We start from the raw sequence: 21,972 nt of genomic DNA on the forward strand, positions 1-21,972 counted from the left end.
CTCCCGTCATGGATACGCTGATCCGGCGCACGCGCAATCCGTTGCTTATATTGGGTTTGCTCGGCGCTATCGCCGCTGCGCCCGATCCCGAGCGGGCGCGCTGGCAGACCCAGGCCGGTCGGGTGACGATCACCCGCGACGACTGGGGCATTCCGCATATCCGGGGGCGAAGCGACGCCGACGCGGTTTTCGGCATGATCTATGCGCAGGCTGAAGATGATTTTCCGCGGATCGAGGCAAACTATCTGACCGCACTCGGTCGCACTGCCGAGGCTGACGGCGAAGGGGCCTTGTGGGCCGATCTGCGGCAGCGGCTGTTCGTCGATCCTGTGGCGCTGCGGCAGGACTATGCGCGCAGCCCCGCCTGGCTGCGCGCGCTGATGCAGGCCTGGGCTGATGGCCTGAACTATTATCTTGCGACCCACCCGCAGGTGAAGGCGAAGGTGCTGACGCGGTTCGAGCCCTGGATGGCGTTGAGCTTCACCGAAGGCAGCATCGGCGGCGACATCGAGCGGATTTCACTGAGCGGGCTCAAGACCTTCTATGGCAGCCCCACGCCGCCCACGCCCGAGGAGCGGGGTATCGTCCCGCGCGAACCCTCGGGCTCGAACGGCATCGCGATCGCGCCCAAGCTGACGGCGGACAAGCGCGCGCTGCTGCTGATCAACCCGCATACCAGCTTCTACTTCCGCTCCGAAGCACAGGTGACCAGTGACACCGGGCTGAACGCATATGGGGCGAGCACCTGGGGGCAGTTCTTCGTCTATCAGGGCTTCAACGAACAGGCGGGGTGGATGCACACCTCTGCGACGGTCGACAATGTCGATGAATTTGCCGAGCGGGTCGTGCGCAACGGCGAGACCTGGGCCTATCGCTACGGCAAAGAGACGCGGGCGGTGCAGGCGCGAGTGGTGACACTGCGCTATCGCAAGCCCGACGGGTCAATGGGAGAGCGGCGCTTCACCACCTGGCGGACGCATCACGGGCCGATCGTGGCAGCAAAAGACGGGCGCTGGATCGCGGTGGCGCTGATGTGGCGCCCGGTCCCTGCGCTCGAGCAGAGCTTCCTGCGGACCAAGGCAACCGACCTTGCGAGCTATCTCAAGGTAGCCGAGCGCAAGGCCAATTCCTCCAACGACACCCTGTTCGCCGATGCCAAGGGCGAGATCGCGTTCCTGATGCCGCAGTTCATGCCCGTGCGCGACGATCGCTTCGACTACACCAGGCCTGTCGACGGCAGCGACCCGGCAACCGACTGGAAGGGCCTGCATAGCCTGTCGAGCCTGCCCAGCGTGCTGAACCCGAGAACGGGCTGGGCGTACAATACCAACGACTCGCCCTGGCAGGCGGCGGCGTCCGACAGCCCGAGGGCAAAGGACTATCCGCGCTATATGGACCAGGTGGGCAGTAATGCTCGCAGCGTGCATGCCGAACTCTTGCTCGCCGGCAAAAACGGCTGGACCGCCGAGGCGCTGCGCGCGACGGCGTTCGATCCCTATCTGCCCGCCTTCGCCCGATTGGTGCCCGATCTTGTGACGGCATGGCAGGCGCTGCCGGTGGCCGATCCGCGGCGTGCAGCACTGGCCGCGCCGATCGCGGCGCTGGCGGCGTGGGACTATCGCTGGAGCGCGGAATCGGTCGCGACCAGCCTCGCGGTGTTCTGGGGCGACCAGCTTTGGCGCGACGTCGGCAGCTTCGCACAGGCAGAGCGAATAAACGTGCCCGATTACATCGCCGCCAAGGTCGACGCGCCGACCCGCCTCGCAGCGCTGTCCGCCGCGGTCGATCGGCTGACGCGCGACTTTGGATCGTGGCGTACGCCTTGGGGAAAGATCAACCGCTTTCAACGTCTCGACGACGCGCTGCAGCCGCATTTCGACGATGCACGGCCATCCTCGCCGGTGCCGTTCACCTCCGCGCAATGGGGCAGCCTCGCATCGTTCGGTGCCAAGGCATGGCCGGGTACAAAGCGCTACTACGGCACCAGCGGAAACAGCTTCGTCGCGGTGGTGTCGTTCGGCCGGAGGGTCGAGGCGGCGGCAGTGATGGCAGGCGGGCAGAGCGGCGATCCAACCTCGCCGCACTTTGCCGACCAGATCGACCGCTACGCGACGGGTGCACTGCGAAAGGTGTATTTCTATCCGGACGAGCTGGCCGGACATGTCGAGCGCCGCTACCGGCCCGGCGATCCGCACGAGCCGGCGCGTTGACGCAGCCGGGGTGAGGGCAGCAGCAGGTCCGCATATCCGTGTGTCGGGGATTGGCCCCCGGTACGGCGGCAGCTTCTGGCGTTGATTGCTTGTTCCGCCAGCATCGGTCTGTTTGGATCACATCGCCCGGCTTGGCCGCATCAACGCACAAGAACGCATCTCGCACCTCTTGCTCGAACTCCACGAGCGTTTGAGCTTGGTGGGACTGACGAGCGGCGGATCCTTCGATGTGCCGATTACGTAGGAGCAATTTGGCCGATGCTCTCGGCCTAACGTCGGTCCACGTCAACCGCATGCTCCAGCGAGCGCGGCGGGAATCTGGATTAGTCTGGTCCGGCGAGCGCGCGACGATCGACGTGCTCGATATCTTGGCGAAGCGCATCTCCACGATAGGGTGACTTGGGCTGGCGGGACGACCAGTTAGAGTGTCGTGTCGCCGCCGGCGCCGGTCGAGCAGCCAGCAAAAGCCGTCTCCATCGAGCTTTGCTCGAGCTGTCTGTCCGCTTGTCATCCCGTCACCAACTTGTAACAGGGATCCATCGTCCCGGAGCTGAACCCCATTCGCCAGATTGCTGCCCTTCCCTATCGTACCCGTGGCGCAGGTGCCGACGCAGCTACACAGGTTCTGCTTGTAACCTCACGCGGAAGCGGGCGCTGGGTGATTCCGAAGGGCAATCCGAGTTCCGGCCTTAGCAGCCATGCAGCTGCGGTATTGGAGGCGGAGGAGGAAGCGGGCTTGCAAGGGATGATTTGCCCATTCCCTCTCGGCTCTTATCGCTATCGTAAAAAGCGCGGTAATGGCGCCTCGCTGATGGTCGATGTGGAGGTTTTTCCTTTCGCCGTCACCCGCGAACTCGAGACGTGGAAGGAACAGCCTCAGCGCCAGCGTCAATGGTTCAGTCTTGCGGAAGCGGCTGACGCGGTCGATGAGCCCGATCTGCGAGACCTGATCCGCTCCTTCGGCCCCGAGGAGTTCCGAGCGGCAACCCGGCGCACGGGGAGGCTCGGTACCGTGGTCCAGAAATCAAAGGTCAATCACATGTTCTCGTGGTTCCAACGCCTGTTGCCGAAATCGGGCAACTTCTTTGAAATGTTCGAGGCGCATGCCGCGACCGTGGTTGCCGGCGCCGATGCGCTGGCGCGGTTACTGCAGGATGGCGAGCCCGATCATATCCGAGAAGTGATTGAGCGCGAGCACGACGCCGACGAGATCATTCGCCAAGTGCTCCAGACGGTGCGCGTCACATTCCTGACGCCGTTCGATAGGGGCGCAATCACCGCGCTGATCGGATCGATGGACGATGCTATCGACGAGATGCAGGCGACAGTCCGTGCGATCGATCTTTACGAAATCCGGCATTTCGAGCGCGAGATGAAGGACATGGCGGGCATCGTCGTCGATGCTGCCCGGCTCACGCTGGAGGCGATGCCGCTGCTGCGCGACATCGCCAAGAACGGAACCCGCCTGCACGAGCTAACCGAGCGGCTGGTGCGGATGGAAAGCCATGCCGACGATATCCACGCCGCCGGCCTCAAACGTGCTTTCAAGGAAATCGGGCCGCAGGATGCGCTGCAGTTCGCAGTGCAGCGCGAGTTGTACAAACATCTCGAGCGTATCGTTGATGCATTCGAGGACGTCGCCAACGAGATCGACGGCATCGTCATCGATCACGCCTGATCCATTATGTACGACCTAGCCCTGCCGCTGCTGATCGGGTTGATCCTCGTTGCACTGGCGTTCGATTTTCTGAACGGCCTGCACGATGCCGCCAACGCGATCGCCACCGTTGTCGCGACGCGGTTGCTGAAGCCCGTCCATGCCGTGGCCTTTGCGGCCTTCTTCAACTTCGCCGCCTATTTCGTGACGATTGCGGTGCCAAGCCTGCACAAGGTGGCGGAGACGATCGGCCAGGGCCTGATCGACAAGGACCTGATCACGCCCGGCGTCGTGTTCGGCGCGTTGGTAGGCGCCATGTTCTGGAACGTGGTGACTTGGCTGAAGGGCATTCCCTCTTCGTCGAGTCATGCGTTGGTCGGCGGGATGATCGGTGCCGGGGTGACGCATGCCGGTATAGAGGGCATTCAGTGGACCGGGCTAACCAAGACCCTGCTGGCGATCGTGCTGTCGCCGACGCTCGGCATGATCGTGGCGATGCTGATCATGCTGGTAACGAGTTGGCTACTCCGACGGGCAACCGCGAGCCGGGCGGAACGGTCCTTCCGGATGCTGCACCTTATTTCTTCCGGTGCCTATTCGCTGAGTCATGGGTTGAACGATGCGCAGAAGACAATGGGCATCATCACCGTGCTGCTCTATTCGACCGGTTACTTGCACGGGAAGTTTGAGGTTCCGCACTGGGTGGCCATCAGCTGCTATGTCGCGATCGCGCTGGGCACGATGACGGGCGGCTGGAAGATCATCGAAACGATGGGCTCGCGCATCACGAAATTGTCGCAGCACCAGGGCTTCAGCGCCTCGCTGGGTGGATCCATCATCCTGTTCGCTGCGTCCTGGCTAGGGGTTCCGGTATCCACCACGCATACGATCACCGGCGCGGTGATCGGCGCGGGAACCGCGAGGCGCGCATCCGCGGTGCGTTGGAGTGTGGCAAGCAACGTCGTCGTCGCGTGGGTCATCACGTTACCCGCTTCGGCCGCAGTGGGAGCGCTGTTCTACGCACTGACCCGGCTATTCTGAGGGCTGCAGTTGGAACTAATCTTCGCCCTCGCTCTAATGCTTCTCGGAGCGCTCTTCTGGGCCCTGGTCTTGCGGTATTGGGAAGGCGCATTTGGGTGCATCCTGGCGCTCACCGGTTCTCTCCCGCTGCTGTTCCTGCTTATGGGTGGCGCATTCCGATGGGGTGCGGCGTTGCTCTGTGCTTTGACGCTATTGGGTGGCGGCATCATTGCGCGACATGGCCAGCGCGAGCGCTGAAGCGGGCAGATTCACTTTGCCGGTCTGGAGTGAACCGCCGAGACCGGTTGCGTCGCCATACGATCAGATCCTCGCCGATTTGCGCGAGCGGACCGGGCGCGACATTTTTCGAACCGCTCACCGGAAACTTGTGGACGGTGGTCTGAGCCCCGACCTTCCTCCACCTATGAGTAGAGCCGACGGTCCGATTGATGCCGATGCTTGGGCGTGATGACACTGGGTTGGGGGTTAACCCCCGACCCGGTTTGCCGCCGATGGATTTGGCCGCCATCTCGACCGGGGTCAGGTTGCCCAGGCTCGAGTGGAGCCGGTAGTGATTGTAGTCGTGCCGCCAGGCGGCCAGCACCGAACGGGCCTGGGTCAGGCTGGTGAAGATCGTCTCATTCAGGCACTCGTCCCGCAGGCGAGCATTGAAGCTCTCGATGAACCCGTTCTGCTGCGGCTTACCCGGTGCGATGTAGTGCCATTCGACCTCGCGCTCCTTGGACCAGCGCAGGATCGCCATGCTGGTCAGTTCAGTGCCGTTGTCGCTGACGATCAGCGCTGGGCGGGACCGTTCGGCAATCGCCCAGTCCAGTTCCCGGGCGACCCGCAGGCCAGCGGCGTTCCGCCAGCATCTACGGCCTGATCGCGACCGTCCGCTTTTGACAGTGCCGCCAATTTCGGCGATCGGGCGTACATCCGGCGAAACGGCTCAATAGGCTGTCGTGATCCGGATTGGCGTAGCATTTCCGCTCTTTCCGGTCGGGGCCGTTCGGGTACAGAGACAATCCAATCGGCGATCGCGGCAAATCGTCCTTCGCTATCAGGGTGACATGCTTCGATGGCGCCTGGCTCGATCACCCCGCCTTCAAGCAAAAGCCGCCTGTTCTGACGGCGCAGCGCTCGGGCCCACCTTTCTGATCATCCCAACGGTCAAGTTTCTTTGTTCGGTGGGCGGAATTAACCTTTGGCGAGAAAATCAAGCCTTTGGCGTGTCTGTCCCAAATTGAGAACGGGCGCTGTAAAACGCGATTGTTTCGAGGGGGTCATAATCACTATTGGCGACACCTGATTTCGAATCGAATTTTGATGCTTCGTGATGAAGCTTGCGATTGATTGATTACGGAGGGGGTTCTCATGCGCCATTTGTTCCTTGCTGCGGCTGCTACCGCGCTCGCATCGTCACCCGCGATCGCCGCGCCTGATCCTGCTGCCGGGCTCCAGGCACTGCGCGAACTGAACCTCGTGGTGTTCGACACGCTGACCACCAGCGGCCAGGAGATTGAGGGGCGCACGTTCGTCGGCTCTCTCGTGGCCTCCAATTTCACCAATTTCGGCATTGGCAATCCGAACCAGGGTTCGGCGGCCTCGGCCTTTGATGTGCTAAGCGTCGTTGGCGATGCGACCGGTTCCTTTCGCCTCAAGGCGGGCTATCCGAACGGATCGAACGGCATTGTCGGTACCACCGCGCGTGTGGGCGGCAATGTGGGCTATGTCGATTTCAACACCAGCGGCGGCGCGATCGGCACGCTGATCGCGGGCGGTGACCTTACCACCTCGTTCAACATCAACAACAATGTCGTCCGCTATGGTGGCAACGCCGTTGGCGGCCTGAACGGTGCGGTGAAGGACAGCAGCCTCGCGGCGGGCGGTGCCAATGATGTTGCGGCAGGTCTGCAGCTTCAGATGAGCGAATTGCAGGCAAATCTCACCGGCTTGTCGGACTTTCTCACGACGCTGCCTTCGCTTGATACCATCGGAACGATCAGCACAGCGCTGGATTATTCCGGTGCCACGAACGGCTATGCCGTGTTCACGATGACCGAGGCCGCGTTCGAAGGGCAGAACGCGAATTTCGACGTGCTGTTCGGCAACATGCCGACCGGCATCACCACCATCATCAACGTGCTGGGCACCGACCTGGTCCAGCAAGGCAATTTCAACCTGTCCTCGCTCAACCAGTCGGTGATCTGGAACTTCAACGATGCGCAGAGCCTCTCGCTGAAGGGCTTTCATGGCACCATCCTGGCTGCCGCGGCGATGGTGACGAACAGCAGTGCGCTGGAAGGCAGCATCGTCGCGCGCAATTTCCAGCTGAACGGCGAAATCCACCTCGGCACCTATGCCGGCACCGACGAATTCCTGACGCCGCCGGGTGTTCCCGAGCCGGCCACATGGGCGATGTTGATGATCGGCTTCGGCTCGCTGGGCTTCGTCTCGCGTCGCCGTCGCGACCGGGCGCTTGCGGCCGCCTGAGGCAAGCGGGACAGCGGCTATGCTGTTGCCCCTGCTTGCGATAGCAGGATGGCGAGGCGCGCTCTAACGCGCCTCCGCTGTCATTCAGAGCAGGATCAGGTTAAGGCGCCATCAAGCCCGCCTACGGTCGATCTCGCTTCAGCCGGTGCCGTCGTTACCGATTGGCGAAAGGTTGACCCGGCGGTTCTTGCGAGAAGCCGGGTGGATGGCCGATCAAAGGGTCTCCAGAACTTTTGCTTACCCATTTCGCGAGACTCTGAGCTCTTTCGCGAAGGCGGATGGCGATCGAACGCCGTCGCAGTCGAACGCAAGGCGATCGACCAGGGCGGACATGCAGCGCCAGCCCGCAGCGCCGCGCGTTCCCTTGTCCCATCATCGCAAATGAGCCTGCGTTGCGCAGCGGCGCGGATAGGGCTGCGCTGGTTGCGTACTTCGCGGCGATGCCCAACTCGATCAGGCAGACGAAAGGCATCATCAGTGCCTACCTGAACGACCGTGCCCTGTCTGCTCCATTGCTACGAACGCGACAAGCATTGCTCCGTGCTGATCCGGCAGAAGGCATCCCGTCTCGCGGCCCGCATCCGTTAGCCTGGAGAGCAGAATCCGACAGCGATGTGATCGAACCTCACATCGGCAAACAGGTGCGCCGATGTGATTTGCTGCGAACGATTTGCTGCTATGGCCGTCGCCTCAATCTTGGAAGTACGCGATGTCCGACCGTCTTGCCGTCCTATTGCAACATGCCCTGCCGAAGCGGCAACTGACGCTTCTGGCCGGTCATATCGCCCGGGCACAGGGCGGAGCGGTGAGCCGCTGGCTGATCCGCCGGTTCGTCGCCCGATACGGGGTTGATATGGCTGAGGCGGCGAATCCCGATCTCGCAAGCTATGCCAGCTTCAACGATTTTTTCACCCGGCCATTGCGCGATGGCGCCCGGCCACTCGCCCGGGCGGATTTCGTCTGCCCGGTCGATGGTGCGATCAGCCAATTCGGCGCGATCGAGGATCATCATATCCTGCAGGCCAAGGGGCATCGGTTCACCACGACGGCGCTGCTTGGCGGTGACCCCGCGCTCGCGCTCGAGTTCCGGCACGGCAGCTTCGCCAATCTCTATCTGTCGCCGCGCGACTATCACCGGCTGCACATGCCGTGCACCGGGCGGCTGATGCGGATGATCCACATCCCTGGCAGCCTGTTTTCCGTCAATCCTGTCACAGCGCGCGGTGTGCCAGGTCTGTTTGCGCGCAATGAGCGTGTCGTTTGCCTGTTCGAGAGTCCGGATCACGGACCGTTCGCGATGGTTCTGGTGGGCGCCACCATCGTCGGCAGCATCGCCACCGTGTGGCACGGCGTAGTCAACATGAAGCGCACCGGCATGCCTGGCGAATGGCATTATGCGGACCAGAACATCGTGTTGGGGCAGGGGGCGGAGATGGGCCGTTTTCTGCTCGGCTCAACGATCGTAATGCTGTTCCGCCCGGGGGCGATCGCATTTTACGACCATTGGGCGCCGGGCGCCGCTGTGCGCTTGGGCGAGCGAATGGGCGACCGCCCAGCCTGAGCGCCGCTATCGAATTTCGCTGATCAAACCGTCTTTCAGCCACCGGCCAAGCCATTCGCCGGCAGTCATCGATCCGGTGTCTGCGCCGTGCGCTGCCACCAGGTCGGTACAGAGTGAACCGAACGTCGCCCCGGCTTGCAGGCGGCGTAACGCGTTGGCTTCGGGCGCTTCGACGGTGCGGAAGGCCGGATCTAAGCCGTCTCGCCATACCAGTACCGCGGCACCGGAGGGTAGATGCTCGACGACCGGGACGATCGCATCGTCTGCCAGGGCGCGCCAGATGGCAGCAGCATTTGTCTTTACCGGAACGAGCGACACGGAGGGCGCGAACCGGAATTCCGCTGCGTCCCAATCGACGTCGCGGATGGCCGCGGCTGTCAGTGGCGCGACATCCGCGACGATGAACGCTTCGGCCAGCGCCCGTTCGATCTGCGCCAGCTCCGCAAACGCAGGATTGTCGGGGAACCGCTCTACAACGCTATTGGAAAAGGACGCGCCATAGGCATCCAGTGTCCATTCGTGCGGCGGCGTTGTATCGATGTGTATAGCAGCGGCCGACAGAAATGCCGCTTCGCCGATCCAGCGACGCAGGTTCGGAAATCCCGCTTCCAGCGCGTCGATCAACTGGCAGCGATAATTGTTGAGGTAAACGTCGAGGCCGGGGGCGTGCGCCAGCCGTGCTGCCGCGCGGGGGCATTCCTCGCGAAGCCAGCGGCCAAAGTCTGCCTGCAATTCGCCAAGTGTCATGCAGCGATGCCCGGTGCGGCGATCGATCGTGCTCGCCCCAGCTCTGTAAGCAGATCGGCAAGAGGCGGAATCGCGTCGTCCCGCTCGATCATGGTCGCGACAGCCCCGATCTGTTGCGATGCGGCAGCATAGAGGTCCCAGACTGCATCCTGCACTGCGCGGTCGTGCGTATCGATCAACATCGTCTCGCCCTCGCTGTGTCCGGCGAGGTGTATCTGACGCACGCGAGCGGTCGGGAGGCCAGCGAGATAGTCTTGCGGGTCGAAGCCGTGGTTCATCGCGCTCACGAACATGTTGTTGACGTCGAGAAGCAATTCGCAGTCGGTGCGGGCGCACAGCGCGTCGAGAAACGCCCATTCAGACATTTCAGCGCCGGCAAAAGCCAAATAGCTCGACGGATTCTCGATCAGGATCGTTCGGCCGAGCGCGTTCTGCGCGGCATCGACATTGTCGCACACGACCCGCAGTGCCTCTTCGGTATAGGGCAGGGGCAACAGATCGTGCGACTGGAAGCCGCCGAAGCGCGTCCAGCAGAGATGATCCGACACGAACATCGGCTCCACCGCGTCCACCAGCGCCCGGAGCCGGCCGAGATAGTCTCGATCGATGCCGTCGGCGGAGCCGACCGACATCGACACACCATGTAGCGCCACAGGATAGCGCTCGCGAACGCGGCGCAGAACGTCGCGGGGGCGGCCACCGGGCAACATGAAATTTTCAGAGATCACCTCGACGAAGTCGACCGGGACCTGCGTTTCGAGGAACTCGGCATAATGAGGCTTGCGTAAACCAAGGCCGAAGCGGCGATGTTGAGGCATTATTGTCATCCTCGAATTCGCGGCGGCGCGACCAAGCGGACGCGCCGCCGGTCACATCATTTCGGCTCGGTCAGGCTGCCGCCCTGCGCCTTGCAGGCCTTGGCGGTAATCGCCTTGAAACCCTGGCCCTTGCAGCTGTTCTGGCCCTTGCAGTCATTGTTCGCGGTCTTGCAGTCAGACGTGCCCTTGCAGCTGTTGATACCGTAGCAGTGCACGACCTTCTCGCCGGCCGCGGCAGGGGCGGCAACGCTGGCGCCGGACAGCGCAACAAGGGCGGCGGTGGCGGCGATGCTGGCGCCGGTCTGGATCGTGATCATGTCGAGGCTCCCTGAAAGGATGGTGCCGGTTCGGCTTTCCTTCTACGGGCCCCATCCGCGTCCGGTTACAGTTACCACCGCAATACGCGCGGGCCGAGCAGTGCACCCAAAGCCGCCGTCAGCAAGATGCCCAGGCTGTACCAGGTGAGCACGAACACGGCGGCAAACTCATCGCAGTGCAGGCAATAAATTGTCGCGGCCCAGGCGCCGGCAGCAAGCCCTGCTGCCGCACCCGCGGCCCGAAGGTCTGTCGGGGCGAGCTTTCGGAAAGACCAGAGCAGGCCGATGAAGATCGGGATCGCCAGCAACAGCACGCGCCAGGGGCATTCGTCCCAGCTGCCGCCTAGCCAAATCGAAAGCCAATCGCGCGTTGGCGTACGGGACAATTCGATAACGCCCATCGCGGCGAGCAGCAGCACCGGCAGCGCAAGCGGCCACAGCATTCGCAGTGACCCGCCGGCAGGACGCGCCAGACGCGTTGTGGCGACAACGGCGATGAGCCCCAACGCGACCGTGTAGCCCCATTTCATCCAAAAATCGAAGCCGGACATCGCCCTCGGCAAATCGGGCCTCATGCCAAACAACGCGAAGACAAGGCCTAGGCTCACAACACCGCCACTTGCGATGCCAAACGCAATGCGACGACCGATGAACAGCGCCGGCACCGGCCGCAGGTCGGTTGCCAGTGCATCGATCAGGTGGTCGGTGCCGCGTTCGGTTTCCAGATGGGGTATCATCAAGATTCCCCGCGCAGCCGTGCCGCAAGCGCCTTGAGGCCGCGATGCACCGAAACCTTCACGTCTGAATGGCCGATCCGCGCCCCGTCCGCCGCCTCGGCAACGCTGAGTCCGTCGATATGCGTGTCGCGAATCGCCCGCGCCTGCTTGCCGGGTAAGCCCGCTAGAAGCCGATCGACGTCCAGTCGCGCCGTCAGAGCATCTTCGAATCCTTCGATCATCAAAATGGCTTCGATCTCCTCGATCGGCAAAGCGACGCGACGGCGGCGGAGATGGTCGATCAGCCGATAGCGCGCAATTGCGTACATCCACGCCGTGAACGGGCGATCGCGATCATATGTGCCGCGCTTGGTGTGAATGGCGATCAACGTTTCCTGCACCAAGTCCTCGATATCCTCATCACCGCCCATCCGACGACGGAAAAAGCCACGGAGCAACGGCACCAGCGCGCGGAGCAACGCCGCGTGCGCCGCGGCATCGCCATCCATTCCCGCCGTCATCCATGCTCGTAGCGCTGCTTCGCTGTGCCGCATTCCCACTCCCCGACCGGGTGTACGCAGGCGCGCGCCGACAAGTTACAGCAAATGCTGCTGAGCGCTATCGCCCCGCTGCGGGCGAGGCTGTAACCGCGGTACGTCCAGCGGCGTATGGCGGTAGGTGACCCGGCAACAACGCCTCCCTCAGGGTCACCGCGCGGCGGCGTTCTCCCCTGGATTGTCGCCGCGCGAGAGGCAACGAAGGAGATACTCCATGATCCAGACGTCTGCCGCGATTGCCGCCACCCTTGCGCTTAGCCTCGCCGCTCATTCCCCTCAGCAGCCCCAGATGGAAAAATGCTATGGCGTCGCACTCGCCGGCAAGAATGACTGCAAGGCGGGCGCAGGTACCAGTTGCGCCGGCACCTCCACCAAGGACTATCAGGGCAACGCGTGGAAGCTGGTAAAGGCAGGTACTTGCACGTCGATCAAGACCCCCAAGGGCAACGGCTCGCTCACTCCCAAGGCATGACATTCTGCCTGGTCGGCTGGTCGCGCGGCCGGGCATCCCCTCACTTGCTGCGGAGTTCGTGATGCACGCCCTTTTCCCGCTCTACACCCGCGCCGGTGGCATTGCCGCTCGTCTGCTACCGGCATCGCTGACGCTGCTCGTGGCGCGTCTGGGCGTTGCCGCCATCTTCTTTCTGTCCGGGCGGACCAAGGTTGAAGGGTGGCTGACGATCACCGAATCCACCTATGAGTTGTTCCGCACCGAATATGCGTTGCCGCTGCTCCCACCCGCCATCGCGGCGCACATCGCGACCTATTCAGAGCATCTGTTCTCGATTCTGCTTGCGATTGGACTCTTGACACGGCCTTCGGCCTTCGCGTTGCTCGGGATGACCGCTGTTATCCAGTTATTCGTCTATCCCGACGCCTGGCCAACTCATCTCAGCTGGGCGGGGCTTTTGCTGCCGCTAATTGCCGGGGGGCCGGGCGCCTGGTCGCTAGACCGGGCGATTGCGCTCGAACCGCCTCGCTAATCGCCCGAACGGCCGCATTGTCGGCGCGCCGATCCGCGCCTATGCAGGGCGGCGAGGGGCGAACGATGCGCTATGATCTGATCCTGGTCGGCGGCGGACTGGCGAACGGCCTGCTCGCGATTCGACTGGCGCAGCGCCGGCCCGAACTTTCGGTGGCGATCGTCGAGGCTGGGGCGGCGATCGGGCGCGACCATATCTGGTCCTCGTTCGATCACGACGTCGAGTCCGCGCAGCGCGACTGGACCGATCCGTTCGTCGCCCACCATTGGGACGAATACAGCGTCCGCTTTCCGGGCGGCGAGCGGCGGTTTGATGCCGGCTATCGCACCGTCAGCAGTGCCGATCTCGCCGCGGCAGTGCACGCCGCGCTGCCCGGGGAGCGCATTCTGCGCGGCACGCCCGTTGTTGAACTGGATGCGGGATCGGTGACGCTGGCGGGCGGCCGTGTCCTGACTGCCGGCGCGGTGATCGACGGGCGCGGACTTGACCGCGATCACCCGCTCGATCTGCGCTGGCAGAAGTTCGTCGGCCTCGAATGCGAGCTGGAGGCGGAGCACGGCCTTGCCGGACCGATCGTCATGGATGCGACGGTGACGCAGGCGGACGGCTATCGCTTCGTCTACACGCTGCCCTTTGCGCCGCGCCGCCTGCTGATCGAGGACACCTATTTCAGCGACGATCACGTGCTGGAGAACGACGTCGTGCGGGAACGAGCACTCCGTTATGCCGAAGGCCAGGGCTGGCGCATCGCCCGGGTGGTGCGCAGCGAGGCGGGCGTGCTGCCGATGGCGCTGGGCGGCGACGCGGCCGATCTTTGGTCCGCATCGCCCCCCGGTGTCGCGCTGGTCGGGCTTCGCGCCGGCCTGTTCCAGCCGGCGACCGGCTACAGCTTCCCGGATGCGGTGCGCACCGCCGATCTGATCGCCGGCCTCGATGACCTGTCCGGCGCCAGCATCTATCGGGCACAGCGGCACCACAGCATCTCCGTATGGCGAGCGCGGCGCTTTTACCGCTACCTCAACGCACTGATGTTTTTGGGCGCGAAGCCGGACGAGCGCTACCGGGTGATCGAGCGCTTCTATCGCCTGCCGCCCGGGCTGGTGCACCGCTTCTATGCCGGGCAATCGACCGCACTCGACAAGGCACGCATCCTGATCGGCAAGCCCCCGATCCCCATCGGCCGCGCGGTGGCGATCACCGCGACGCGGCTGGCAGGCGCAGGACGGCGCTGAGCGTTATTTTGTCCGACTATAGATGGTCGGCGCTCGCCAATGTTTCGAATGATTGCTGATGCGAAGGCGTCAGCGCCCGCGCGGGTGTCGAAACGACTTGTCCTACAAAATGGCATCGATAAACGTCATGTGGACCGCTGGCGCGCAGGACTCGATTCGAGAGCCGCCGGTGCGCCGACCGAAAAGACGACAAAGGGGAGACAGGATGAAGAGCGTTGTTGGACTGGCCATCGCGGCCCTGCTGCTGGGGGCGCCCGCCCGCGCGCAGGAAGCGGGCGACACCGCCACCGTGCATGGCGATCGTCCGGGGCCGGTTTATGACAAGCGCCTGTTCGGGCAGTTCGCCGAGCATCTCGGCGCCGGCGTCTATTCGGGCATCTGGGTCGGCCCGAGCAGCAAGATCCCGAACGTCAATGGCTATCGGACCGACGTGATCGATGCGCTGAAGGCGATCCGCGTGCCGGTGATCCGCTGGCCGGGCGGTTGCTTCGCCGACGAATATCACTGGCGCGAGGGCATCGGCCCGCGCGACAAGCGTCCGGTGAAGGTCAACACCCATTGGGGCGGCGTGACCGAGGACAATGCCGTCGGCACGCACGAGTTCATGAACTATGCCGAACTGGTCGGCGCCGAGGCCTATGTCTCGGGCAATGTCGGTTCGGCCCCGCCGCGCGACATGGCCGAATGGGTCGAATATATGACGTCGCCCACCAACTCGACGATTGCGCAGGAGCGCCGCGCCAATGGCCGCAAGGAACCGTGGAAGCTGCCGATGTTCGGTCTCGGCAACGAACTCTGGGGCTGCGGCGGCAACATGCTGCCCGACTATGCCGCCGACGTCACCCGGCGCTACGCCACCTTCCTGAAGGTGCCGAACGGCCAGAAACTGATGAAGATCGCCAGCGGCGCCAACAGCGGCGATTACAACTGGACCGAAGTGATGATGCGCAAGGCCGGCGACCTGATCGACGGCATCGGCGCGCATTACTACACCATCCCCTATAGCTGGGGGAAAAAGGGCGCCGCGACCGGCTTTGACGAGGACCAGTGGGCGCGGACGCTCGTCAAGACGATGAAGATGGAGGAATTCATCATCGGCCATTCGCGGGTGATGGACAAATATGATCCGGCCAAGCGGGTGGCGCTGCTGATCGACGAATGGGGCACCTGGTACGATGTCGAACCGGGCACCAATCCGGGCTTCCTCTATCAGCAGAACAGCCTGCGCGACGCGATGGTCGCCAGCCTGAATCTCGACATCTTCTCCCGCCACGCCGATCGTGTGCGCGGCGCGAACATCGCGCAGATGGTCAACGTGCTCCAGGCGATGCTGCTCACCGACGGCGCCCGCATGGTGAAGACGCCCACTTACTGGGTGTTCGACATGTACAAGGACTATCAGGACGCGACCGTGCTGCCGATCGACGTCCAGTCGCATTGGTACAACAAGAACGAATGGACGATGAAGGCCGTGAGCGCGAGCGCGGTGCGCGGGAGCGACGGTGTGGTGCATATCGGCATCACCAATGTCGATCCGAACCGCGCGACGACGCTCACCGTCAAGCTGGAAGGCGTGAGCGGTACCGCCGTTTCCGGCCGGGTGCTGACCGCGGCGGCGATCGACGCGCACAACACTTTCGACGCGCCGGATGCCGTGAAGCCTGCACCGTTCACGGGCGCGACGCTGGCGAACGGTGTCCTGACCGTGGCGATGCCGGCCAAGTCGATCGTCATGCTCGACGTGAAGTAAGCAGCGAGACGCCGTGTCGCCGAAGGGCTGGCGGTGCGCGGGGCGGGGCAGAACCCGCACCCCACCGCGCATCGCCGGCCCTTCTGCCATCGGCGCTCGACAGCCGGTGCGCGCCTGCGCCATTACCGGCGCCGATACGGCGCCGGGAGCAGGCATGAACCAAGACGATACACCGCCGATCCGTCCGGCTGTGGCGGCGGACCGCGCAGCGGTCATCGCACTTTGGGAAGCGTGCGGGTTGACCCGCCCGTGGAACGATCCCCGCGCCGATTTCGACCGGGCGGTATCGGCCGACGCGGCGTTGATCCTCGTGATCGAACGTGCCGGTGGCTCGATCGACGGCAGCGTGATGATCGGGGACGACGGGCATCGGGGTTGGGTCTATTATCTGGCGGTTGCCGACGCCGCGCGCCGGCAGGGACTCGGGCTCGCGCTGATGGCGGCAGCCGAGCGCTGGTTGCGCGATCGTGGTTGCCCGAAGCTCCAATTGATGGTCCGCGACGGCAACGATGCGGCGACCGGTTTCTATCGTGCGCTGGGTCTAACCCCCCAACCGGTTGTGACGCTCGGCCGTTTCCTTAAGTAAGGACGGCATGACCATAACGCTGCACGGCATTCCGAATTGCGACACGATGAAAAAGGCGCGGGCATGGCTCGACGAGCACGCCATCCCCTATGTGTTTCACGACTATAAACGCGAAGGGATCGATCCGGCTCGACTGGCGCAGTGGGTCGATGCGGTCGGCTGGGAAGTCCTGCTGAACCGCGCGGGCACCACCTTTCGCAAGCTGCCCGAAAGCGAAAAGGCAGCGATCGACGCCGACAAGGCAAGCCGTCTGATGATCGCGCAGCCGTCGATGATCAAGCGCCCGGTGCTGCAATATCCCTCCGGTCTGATCGTGGGTTTCGCACCGGACCGATACGCCCACGCATTGCTCTGAACTGCGGTGTTTACGTAGGTAACTGGTCAGGTTGCCGAAATTATAATATGTTATCATCGAAACACCCGGGAAAGGGGGTCGCATGGCGTCTTATATTCGACAGAAGCCGGCGCGTTGGTTTGGCACCGCGGCGATGATGCTGTTCCTCTGGGCCGTGCTCGGCTGCGTTGCGCTTTATTTTCATGCGACATTCGATCCTGCGGCGTCGAGCGGGATCAGCGACTGGGATCGCGACTATTATCGCGATCTGCCGCTGTGGTTCGTCTATGATTATGCGATCGCAGTGGGGGCGTCGCTTCTCGGATCCATCGCGATGCTTCGCAGGTCGCGATCGGCGAACATCCTATACATCATTTCATTCGCCGCTGTGGTGGTTCAATTCGGCTATGTCTTCATCTTTACGGGGATCGTCGCCAGCAAGGGCGTGGTGCAGACGCTGCCATTTCCGCTGATCATCCTTGGTATCGCGATCTTGCAGATCTGGCTCGCTGGCCTCGCCACCCGGCGCGGCTGGATTCTCTAGGGCTCTCCACGCCGAGCGACGAACGCAGCGGTGCGAAGAACCTACGGAATCCCGCCGCCGCAGGCTCGCGCGTGCCTCGATTCCTACCCGCCACTGCCAAACCGCTTGCCCGGCGCCGCGGACGGATGGTAGCGCTACCGAAAGGCAGCAAAAGCTGCACGGGACCATGACGAGAGGATAGACTGTTGCGTCATTCGCTGAAACTTTCGACGGCTGCGGCCGCCATCGCGCTCCTCGCCGGCTGCTCGGGCGGCAATTCGGCGCAGAACGAGGCTTCGGCCAACGCCGCCGCCCCGGCCAATGCATCGGACGAGGCGCGCAGCCCGGACGGCAAGCGCTATCTCGCCCAGCCGCTGGTCAACGATCTCTATTTCGCCGATCCCTCCGCGCACGTCTTCAACGGCAAGATCTATGTCTATCCCAGCCATGACGTCGATATGGGCATCCCCGATGACGATCTCGGCAGCCAGTACGCGATGCACGACTATCAGGTGCTGAGCATGGACCGCCCCGGCGGCCCCGTGACGGTGCATCCGGTGGCGCTCGACCTGAAGCAGGTTCCCTGGGCCTCCGAAAAGGCCTGGGCGCCCGACGCGGCGTTCAAGAACGGCACCTATTACCTCTATTTCCCCGCCAAGGATAAGCAGGGCGTGTTCCGCATCGGCGTCGCCACGTCGGATTCGCCGGTCGGCCCGTTCAAGGCCGAGCCGCAGCCGATCCAGGGCACCTATTCGATGGACCCCGCCGTCTTCACCGACGATGACGGCCAGAGTTATCTCTATCTCGGCGGCATCTGGGGCGGTCAGCTCCAGCGCTGGGCGACGGGCAAATATGATCCCAATGCCGGCGACACCGATCTCAAGCAGGACGACAAACCCGCCCTGTCCGGCAAGGTCGCGCGCCTCGCCCCCGACATGAAGAGCCTCGCCGAGCCGCTGCGCGACGCGGTGATCCTCGACGAAAAGGGCAAGCCCGTGCTCGGCGGCGACCATGACCGCCGCTTCTTCGAGGCGGCGTGGATGTTCAAGCGCGGCGGCAAATATTACTACATGTACTCGACCGGGGACACGCACTTCCTCGCCTATGCGATCGGCGACAATCCCTATGGTCCGTTCAAATATACCGGGCGCATTCTGGAGCCGGTGCAGGGGTGGACCAGCCACGGTTCGGTCTTCGAATTCCAGGGCAAATGGTATCTGGCCTATCACGATACGCAGCTGACGAATAAGAACCATCTGCGCTCGGCCAAGATCACCGAACTCACCTTCCGCCCGGACGGTACGATCGAAACGCTGAGGCCGTTCAAGGACTGAGGCGCTGCGGCGACTTTCGGGTCGCCCACGTCCGCGCGGGGCTCCGCCGCTGTCACGGTGACGGAGCGGCCGCGCGCACCGGCCGCTGAAATGGTGGCGGCTTCGCGACGGACGCGCTAGAGCGCAACCCATGTCGCATCTCACACTCGATACCGCCACCAGCCGCGCCAATCCCACGCCGGCACCGATGAAGCGCGTGACCGCGCCCGCGATCCGCGCGCGCAAGGGCGGCGAGCCGCTGGTGATGCTCACCGCGTACACCGTCCGCATGGCGCAGCTGATGGACCCACATTGCGACATGCTGCTCGTCGGCGACAGCCTGGGGCAGGTGATCTATGGCCTGCCGTCGACGGTGCCGGTGTCGCTGGAGATGATGGCGGCGCACGGCGCGGCGGTGGTGCGCGGCAGCTATCACGCGATGGTCATCATCGACATGCCGTTCGGCAGCTATGAAGGTTCGCCCGAACAGGCATTCGCCAGCGCCGCCCGGCTGCTCAAGGAAACCGGCGCGGCCGGCGTCAAGCTGGAGGGCGGGGCGGCGATGGCGCCGACGGTCCGGTTTCTGAGCGAGCGTGGCATTCCGGTCGTGGGCCATGTCGGCCTGACTCCCCAGGCGATCAATGTGCTTGGCGGCTATGGGGCGCGCGGCCGCAGTGATGCCGAGCGGGCGAAGCTGATCGACGACGCGGCGGCCATCGACGCTGCCGGCGCACTGGCGATCGTCGTCGAAGGCGTGGTCGAGCCGATCGCGGCGGAGATCACCCGCTCGATCGCGTGCCCGACGATCGGCATCGGCGCCTCGGCGGCGTGCGACGGCCAGGTGCTGGTCGCGGAGGACATGCTCGGCCTGTTCGAGCGGACGCCGCGCTTCGTCAAACGTTATGAGGATATTGCCGGCCGTATTTCCGCCGCGGTTGAAACCTATGCGGCCGAGGTAAGGTCCAGGGCCTTTCCCGGATCGGAACAGGTCTATCCGCCGCGCGACTGACCGGCTAACGCCGCTTTCCCTTGCGGGGGCGCGCCGCTAAGGTCCGCGCCCGAACCAGACCCATGGAGTAGATTTTGGCGCTTCCCCCCGGAACCACCGATCAGGCCTTTCTTCGCGAGGTTGACGAGGAATATCGCCGCGACCAGCTGATGGCGGCGGGGCGTCGCTATGGCGTGTGGGTCGCGGGTGTCGTGGTGGTGGCGCTGATCGCCCTGGCCGCCTGGCTGTACATCGATCATCGTCGCGAAACGGCGGCGGCGGCGCGCGGCGAGGACTATGATGCGGCGCTGCGGCTGGTCGCGCAGAACCAGGCCGCACAGGCCGAGCCGGCGCTCGACAAGATCGCGCAGACCGGTGACGACGGCTATGCCGCGATGGCGCGCATCACGCTAGGCAACCTGCTGCTCGCGCGTGGCGACAAGGCTGGTGCGGCGACCAAATTCTCGCAGGTCGCCGGCGATTCCCGCGTCGATCAGGCGTTCCGCGATCTCGCGCTGGTCCGCCAGACCGAAGCCGAATTCGATACGTTGAAGCCCGACGCGGTGATCCAGCGTCTCGGCACGCTCGCCAACCCGGATTCGCCGTGGTTCGGCACCGCCGGCGAGATGGTTGCGGCCGCCTATCTCAAGTCTGGCAAGCGCGCCGAAGCGGCCAAGCTTTACGCCTCGCTGGGCGACGCGGGGGACCGCGTGCCCGATTCGATCCGCCAGCGCGCGAGCGAGCTCGCCAAGACGCTGTCGGTTGCCCCGACGACCGACAAGACCCAGGAAAAGACGGCTAAATGAACAACAAGGTTCGTGTTGTTACCGCAGTGGCGGCACTGGCGCTGGTAAGCGGCTGTGGCGTGTTCAAGGGCGGCGGCGCGCGCAAGACGCCGGTGCTCGGCGAACGCGTGCCGATCCTCGTCACCGAAAACGACATCAGCGCTGACAAGACGCTGGCCGATGTCGAGGTGCTGCTGCCGGAGCCGGTGGTCAACGACGCCTGGACGCAGCCTGGCGGCAGCGCGTCCAAGGCGATGGGCCATCTCGCGCTGGGCCAGTCGCTGTCGCAGGCCTGGTCGAAGCAGGTGGCCAAGCCGTCGAAGCGCGAGCGGCTTGCCGCGTCGCCGGTGGTTCAGGGCAACCATCTGTTCGTCGTCGATACCGAGGGGCGGGTGCACGCGCTTGCCGCCGATACCGGCGCGACCATGTGGACGACGGCGACGCATGAGGGCAAGCGCAATCGCGACGCGCTGTTCGGCGGCGGCGTCAGCGTCAGCGGCGACCGGGTGTTCGCCACCAATGGTCTGGGCGACGTGGTGGCGCTGAACGTAAGCGACGGCAAGGAATTGTGGCGCAAGCGCCCGGGTGGCCCGCTGCGCGGTGCGCCGACGATCGCGAACGGCAACGTCTATGTCGTGACGCAGGACAACCAGCTGTTCGCCCTGTCCGAGGACAAGGGCGAGGTGGTGTGGACCGCCACCGGCAGCATCGAATCGCAGGGCGTGTTCGGCGTCGCCGCACCGGCCTCTGCGCAGGGCACGGTGATCGCTGGCTTCTCGTCGGGCGAACTCAACGCTTATCGCTATGAGAACGGCCTGTCGCTGTGGGCGGACGTGCTGACGCGCAACACGATGTCGACCTCGGTATCGTCGCTGTCCGACATCGACGCCGAGCCGGTGATCGATCAGGGCCGCGTCTATGCGCTTGGCGAGGGCGGCCGCATGGTCGCGATCGACATCACCAGTGGCAGCACCCTGTGGGAACAGTCGATCGCGGGCATTTCCTCGCCTTGGGCGGTTGGCGAATGGCTGTTCGTCGTCACCGACGACGCGCGGTTGATGTGCCTTTCGCGCAGCAGCGGCAAGGCGCGTTGGATCGTCCAGCTGAAGCACTACAAGAACCCGAAGAAGCCGAAGAACCCGATCAGTTGGCGTGGGCCGGTGGTGGCGGGCGGACGACTGCTGCTGGTGAACAGCCGCGGTGAACTCGCCTCGGTGTCGCCGAAGGACGGCAGCGTGATCTCGACGATGGAAACCAACGCGCCGGTCACGCTTCAGCCGGTGGTGGCGAACAACACGCTGTATCTGCTCGACAGCAAGGGGCGCCTGACCGCCTATCGCTGATACGGATCGGGTGCGGTGCGCACCCGCTTTCCGCCA

21 protein-coding genes and 1 pseudogene are annotated in these 21,972 nt (G+C 64.1%); 16 read left to right on the top strand and 6 right to left on the bottom strand.

Features of this window, described 5'->3' with window-relative positions; translation table 11 throughout:
* The first annotated feature begins 8 nt into the window (after window positions 1-8).
* The 3 genes from ACX40Y_RS09815 (at window position 9) to ACX40Y_RS09825 (ending at window position 4,908) form a co-directional block, all read left to right on the top strand.
* The gene (locus ACX40Y_RS09815) at window positions 9-2,210 is read left to right on the top strand and encodes a penicillin acylase family protein (RefSeq protein ID WP_459119371.1); all 2,202 of its coding nucleotides are present in this window, start codon (window positions 9-11) and stop codon (window positions 2,208-2,210) included.
* 559 nt (window positions 2,211-2,769) lie between these two features.
* The gene (locus ACX40Y_RS09820; protein WP_459119554.1) at window positions 2,770-3,888 is read left to right on the top strand and encodes a DUF47 family protein; all 1,119 of its coding nucleotides are present in this window, start codon (window positions 2,770-2,772) and stop codon (window positions 3,886-3,888) included.
* A 6-nt stretch (window positions 3,889-3,894) separates the two neighbouring features.
* Window positions 3,895-4,908 (top strand): inorganic phosphate transporter, encoded by a 1,014-nt coding sequence (locus tag ACX40Y_RS09825; protein ID WP_459119372.1) that lies wholly within the window; start codon window positions 3,895-3,897, stop codon window positions 4,906-4,908.
* A gap of 496 nt (window positions 4,909-5,404) precedes the next feature.
* On the opposite strand, the pseudogene ACX40Y_RS09830 reads toward ACX40Y_RS09825, so the two are convergent.
* Window positions 5,405-5,746: pseudogene (locus tag ACX40Y_RS09830) on the bottom strand (integrase core domain-containing protein); the annotation flags it as partial.
* A gap of 518 nt (window positions 5,747-6,264) precedes the next feature.
* Here ACX40Y_RS09830 and ACX40Y_RS09835 point away from each other — a divergent pair.
* Together ACX40Y_RS09835 and asd are read left to right on the top strand one after the other, a co-directional pair.
* A complete protein-coding gene (locus tag ACX40Y_RS09835; protein WP_459119373.1) occupies window positions 6,265-7,383 on the top strand; it encodes a collagen-binding domain-containing protein in 1,119 nt (372 codons plus the stop codon).
* 709 nt (window positions 7,384-8,092) lie between these two features.
* Window positions 8,093-8,944, top strand: a complete 852-nt coding sequence (gene asd, locus ACX40Y_RS09840; protein ID WP_459119374.1) for an archaetidylserine decarboxylase — start codon at window positions 8,093-8,095, stop codon at window positions 8,942-8,944.
* Window positions 8,945-8,950: 6 nt separating this feature from the next.
* Here asd and ACX40Y_RS09845 read toward each other — a convergent pair whose 3' ends face one another.
* The 5 genes from ACX40Y_RS09845 to ACX40Y_RS09865 form a co-directional block, all read right to left on the bottom strand.
* A complete protein-coding gene (locus ACX40Y_RS09845) occupies window positions 8,951-9,691 on the bottom strand; it encodes an HvfC/BufC family peptide modification chaperone (protein ID WP_459119375.1) in 741 nt (246 codons plus the stop codon).
* Window positions 9,688-10,509, bottom strand: coding sequence for an MNIO family bufferin maturase (gene bufB, locus ACX40Y_RS09850; RefSeq protein ID WP_459119376.1), 822 nt, complete (start codon window positions 10,507-10,509; stop codon window positions 9,688-9,690). The genes ACX40Y_RS09845 and bufB overlap by 4 nt, the downstream gene beginning before the upstream one ends.
* 56 nt (window positions 10,510-10,565) lie before the next feature.
* Window positions 10,566-10,826 (bottom strand): BufA2 family periplasmic bufferin-type metallophore, encoded by a 261-nt coding sequence (gene bufA2, locus ACX40Y_RS09855; protein WP_459119377.1) that lies wholly within the window; start codon window positions 10,824-10,826, stop codon window positions 10,566-10,568.
* 71 nt (window positions 10,827-10,897) lie between these two features.
* Entirely contained in the window at window positions 10,898-11,563 is a 666-nt protein-coding gene (locus ACX40Y_RS09860) for a DUF1109 domain-containing protein (protein WP_459119378.1), read from the bottom strand.
* Window positions 11,563-12,096 (bottom strand): sigma-70 family RNA polymerase sigma factor, encoded by a 534-nt coding sequence (locus tag ACX40Y_RS09865; protein WP_459119379.1) that lies wholly within the window; start codon window positions 12,094-12,096, stop codon window positions 11,563-11,565. The genes ACX40Y_RS09860 and ACX40Y_RS09865 overlap by 1 nt, the downstream gene beginning before the upstream one ends.
* Before the next feature lie 217 nt (window positions 12,097-12,313).
* On the opposite strand from ACX40Y_RS09865, the gene ACX40Y_RS09870 reads away from it, so the two are divergent.
* The 11 genes from ACX40Y_RS09870 (at window position 12,314) to ACX40Y_RS09920 (ending at window position 21,936) form a co-directional block, all read left to right on the top strand.
* Window positions 12,314-12,571, top strand: a complete 258-nt coding sequence (locus ACX40Y_RS09870; protein WP_459119380.1) for a BufA1 family periplasmic bufferin-type metallophore — start codon at window positions 12,314-12,316, stop codon at window positions 12,569-12,571.
* A 61-nt stretch (window positions 12,572-12,632) separates the two neighbouring features.
* Window positions 12,633-13,082, top strand: coding sequence for a DoxX family protein (locus ACX40Y_RS09875; RefSeq protein ID WP_459119381.1), 450 nt, complete (start codon window positions 12,633-12,635; stop codon window positions 13,080-13,082).
* A gap of 65 nt (window positions 13,083-13,147) precedes the next feature.
* Window positions 13,148-14,314 carry a lycopene beta-cyclase CrtY gene (gene crtY, locus ACX40Y_RS09880; RefSeq protein ID WP_459119382.1) on the top strand — a complete coding sequence of 389 codons (1,167 nt, stop codon included), beginning with the start codon at window positions 13,148-13,150 and terminating at the stop codon, window positions 14,312-14,314.
* A 205-nt stretch (window positions 14,315-14,519) separates the two neighbouring features.
* Entirely contained in the window at window positions 14,520-16,064 is a 1,545-nt protein-coding gene (locus ACX40Y_RS09885; protein WP_459119383.1) for an alpha-N-arabinofuranosidase, read from the top strand.
* Between the two features lie 154 nt (window positions 16,065-16,218).
* A complete protein-coding gene (locus ACX40Y_RS09890) occupies window positions 16,219-16,650 on the top strand; it encodes a GNAT family acetyltransferase (RefSeq protein WP_459119384.1) in 432 nt (143 codons plus the stop codon).
* Between the two features lie 7 nt (window positions 16,651-16,657).
* Window positions 16,658-17,005 (top strand): ArsC family reductase, encoded by a 348-nt coding sequence (locus tag ACX40Y_RS09895; RefSeq protein ID WP_459119385.1) that lies wholly within the window; start codon window positions 16,658-16,660, stop codon window positions 17,003-17,005.
* Window positions 17,006-17,087: 82 nt separating this feature from the next.
* Complete coding sequence (locus tag ACX40Y_RS09900; protein ID WP_459119386.1) at window positions 17,088-17,528, top strand: hypothetical protein; 441 nt, start codon at window positions 17,088-17,090, stop codon at window positions 17,526-17,528.
* Window positions 17,529-17,713: 185 nt separating this feature from the next.
* Window positions 17,714-18,841, top strand: coding sequence for a glycoside hydrolase family 43 protein (locus ACX40Y_RS09905; protein ID WP_459119387.1), 1,128 nt, complete (start codon window positions 17,714-17,716; stop codon window positions 18,839-18,841).
* Between the two features lie 130 nt (window positions 18,842-18,971).
* The gene (gene panB, locus ACX40Y_RS09910; protein WP_459119388.1) at window positions 18,972-19,829 is read left to right on the top strand and encodes a 3-methyl-2-oxobutanoate hydroxymethyltransferase; all 858 of its coding nucleotides are present in this window, start codon (window positions 18,972-18,974) and stop codon (window positions 19,827-19,829) included.
* A gap of 74 nt (window positions 19,830-19,903) precedes the next feature.
* Entirely contained in the window at window positions 19,904-20,614 is a 711-nt protein-coding gene (locus ACX40Y_RS09915) for a tetratricopeptide repeat protein (protein ID WP_459119389.1), read from the top strand.
* The gene (locus tag ACX40Y_RS09920; protein ID WP_459119390.1) at window positions 20,611-21,936 is read left to right on the top strand and encodes an outer membrane protein assembly factor BamB family protein; all 1,326 of its coding nucleotides are present in this window, start codon (window positions 20,611-20,613) and stop codon (window positions 21,934-21,936) included. The genes ACX40Y_RS09915 and ACX40Y_RS09920 overlap by 4 nt, the downstream gene beginning before the upstream one ends.
* The last annotated feature ends 36 nt before the right edge of the window (window positions 21,937-21,972 follow it).

The organism is Sphingomonas sp. RS6 (assembly GCF_054489705.1).

Excerpts from the sequence above, each read along its gene's own strand:
- ACX40Y_RS09815 (WP_459119371.1), top strand. The coding sequence starts at position 9 with ATGGATACGCTGATCCGGCGCACGCGCAATCCGTTGCTTATATTGGGT.
- ACX40Y_RS09825 (WP_459119372.1), top strand. The coding sequence starts at position 3,895 with ATGTACGACCTAGCCCTGCCGCTGCTGATCGGGTTGATCCTCGTTGCA.
- ACX40Y_RS09835 (WP_459119373.1), top strand. The coding sequence starts at position 6,265 with ATGCGCCATTTGTTCCTTGCTGCGGCTGCTACCGCGCTCGCATCGTCA.
- asd (WP_459119374.1), top strand. The coding sequence starts at position 8,093 with ATGTCCGACCGTCTTGCCGTCCTATTGCAACATGCCCTGCCGAAGCGG.
- ACX40Y_RS09845 (WP_459119375.1), bottom strand. The coding sequence starts at position 9,691 with ATGACACTTGGCGAATTGCAGGCAGACTTTGGCCGCTGGCTTCGCGAG.
- bufB (WP_459119376.1), bottom strand. The coding sequence starts at position 10,509 with ATGCCTCAACATCGCCGCTTCGGCCTTGGTTTACGCAAGCCTCATTAT.
- bufA2 (WP_459119377.1), bottom strand. The coding sequence starts at position 10,826 with ATGATCACGATCCAGACCGGCGCCAGCATCGCCGCCACCGCCGCCCTT.
- ACX40Y_RS09860 (WP_459119378.1), bottom strand. The coding sequence starts at position 11,563 with ATGATACCCCATCTGGAAACCGAACGCGGCACCGACCACCTGATCGAT.
- ACX40Y_RS09865 (WP_459119379.1), bottom strand. The coding sequence starts at position 12,096 with ATGCGGCACAGCGAAGCAGCGCTACGAGCATGGATGACGGCGGGAATG.
- ACX40Y_RS09870 (WP_459119380.1), top strand. The coding sequence starts at position 12,314 with ATGATCCAGACGTCTGCCGCGATTGCCGCCACCCTTGCGCTTAGCCTC.
- ACX40Y_RS09875 (WP_459119381.1), top strand. The coding sequence starts at position 12,633 with ATGCACGCCCTTTTCCCGCTCTACACCCGCGCCGGTGGCATTGCCGCT.
- crtY (WP_459119382.1), top strand. The coding sequence starts at position 13,148 with ATGCGCTATGATCTGATCCTGGTCGGCGGCGGACTGGCGAACGGCCTG.
- ACX40Y_RS09885 (WP_459119383.1), top strand. The coding sequence starts at position 14,520 with ATGAAGAGCGTTGTTGGACTGGCCATCGCGGCCCTGCTGCTGGGGGCG.
- ACX40Y_RS09890 (WP_459119384.1), top strand. The coding sequence starts at position 16,219 with ATGAACCAAGACGATACACCGCCGATCCGTCCGGCTGTGGCGGCGGAC.
- ACX40Y_RS09895 (WP_459119385.1), top strand. The coding sequence starts at position 16,658 with ATGACCATAACGCTGCACGGCATTCCGAATTGCGACACGATGAAAAAG.
- ACX40Y_RS09900 (WP_459119386.1), top strand. The coding sequence starts at position 17,088 with ATGGCGTCTTATATTCGACAGAAGCCGGCGCGTTGGTTTGGCACCGCG.
- panB (WP_459119388.1), top strand. The coding sequence starts at position 18,972 with ATGTCGCATCTCACACTCGATACCGCCACCAGCCGCGCCAATCCCACG.
- ACX40Y_RS09920 (WP_459119390.1), top strand. The coding sequence starts at position 20,611 with ATGAACAACAAGGTTCGTGTTGTTACCGCAGTGGCGGCACTGGCGCTG.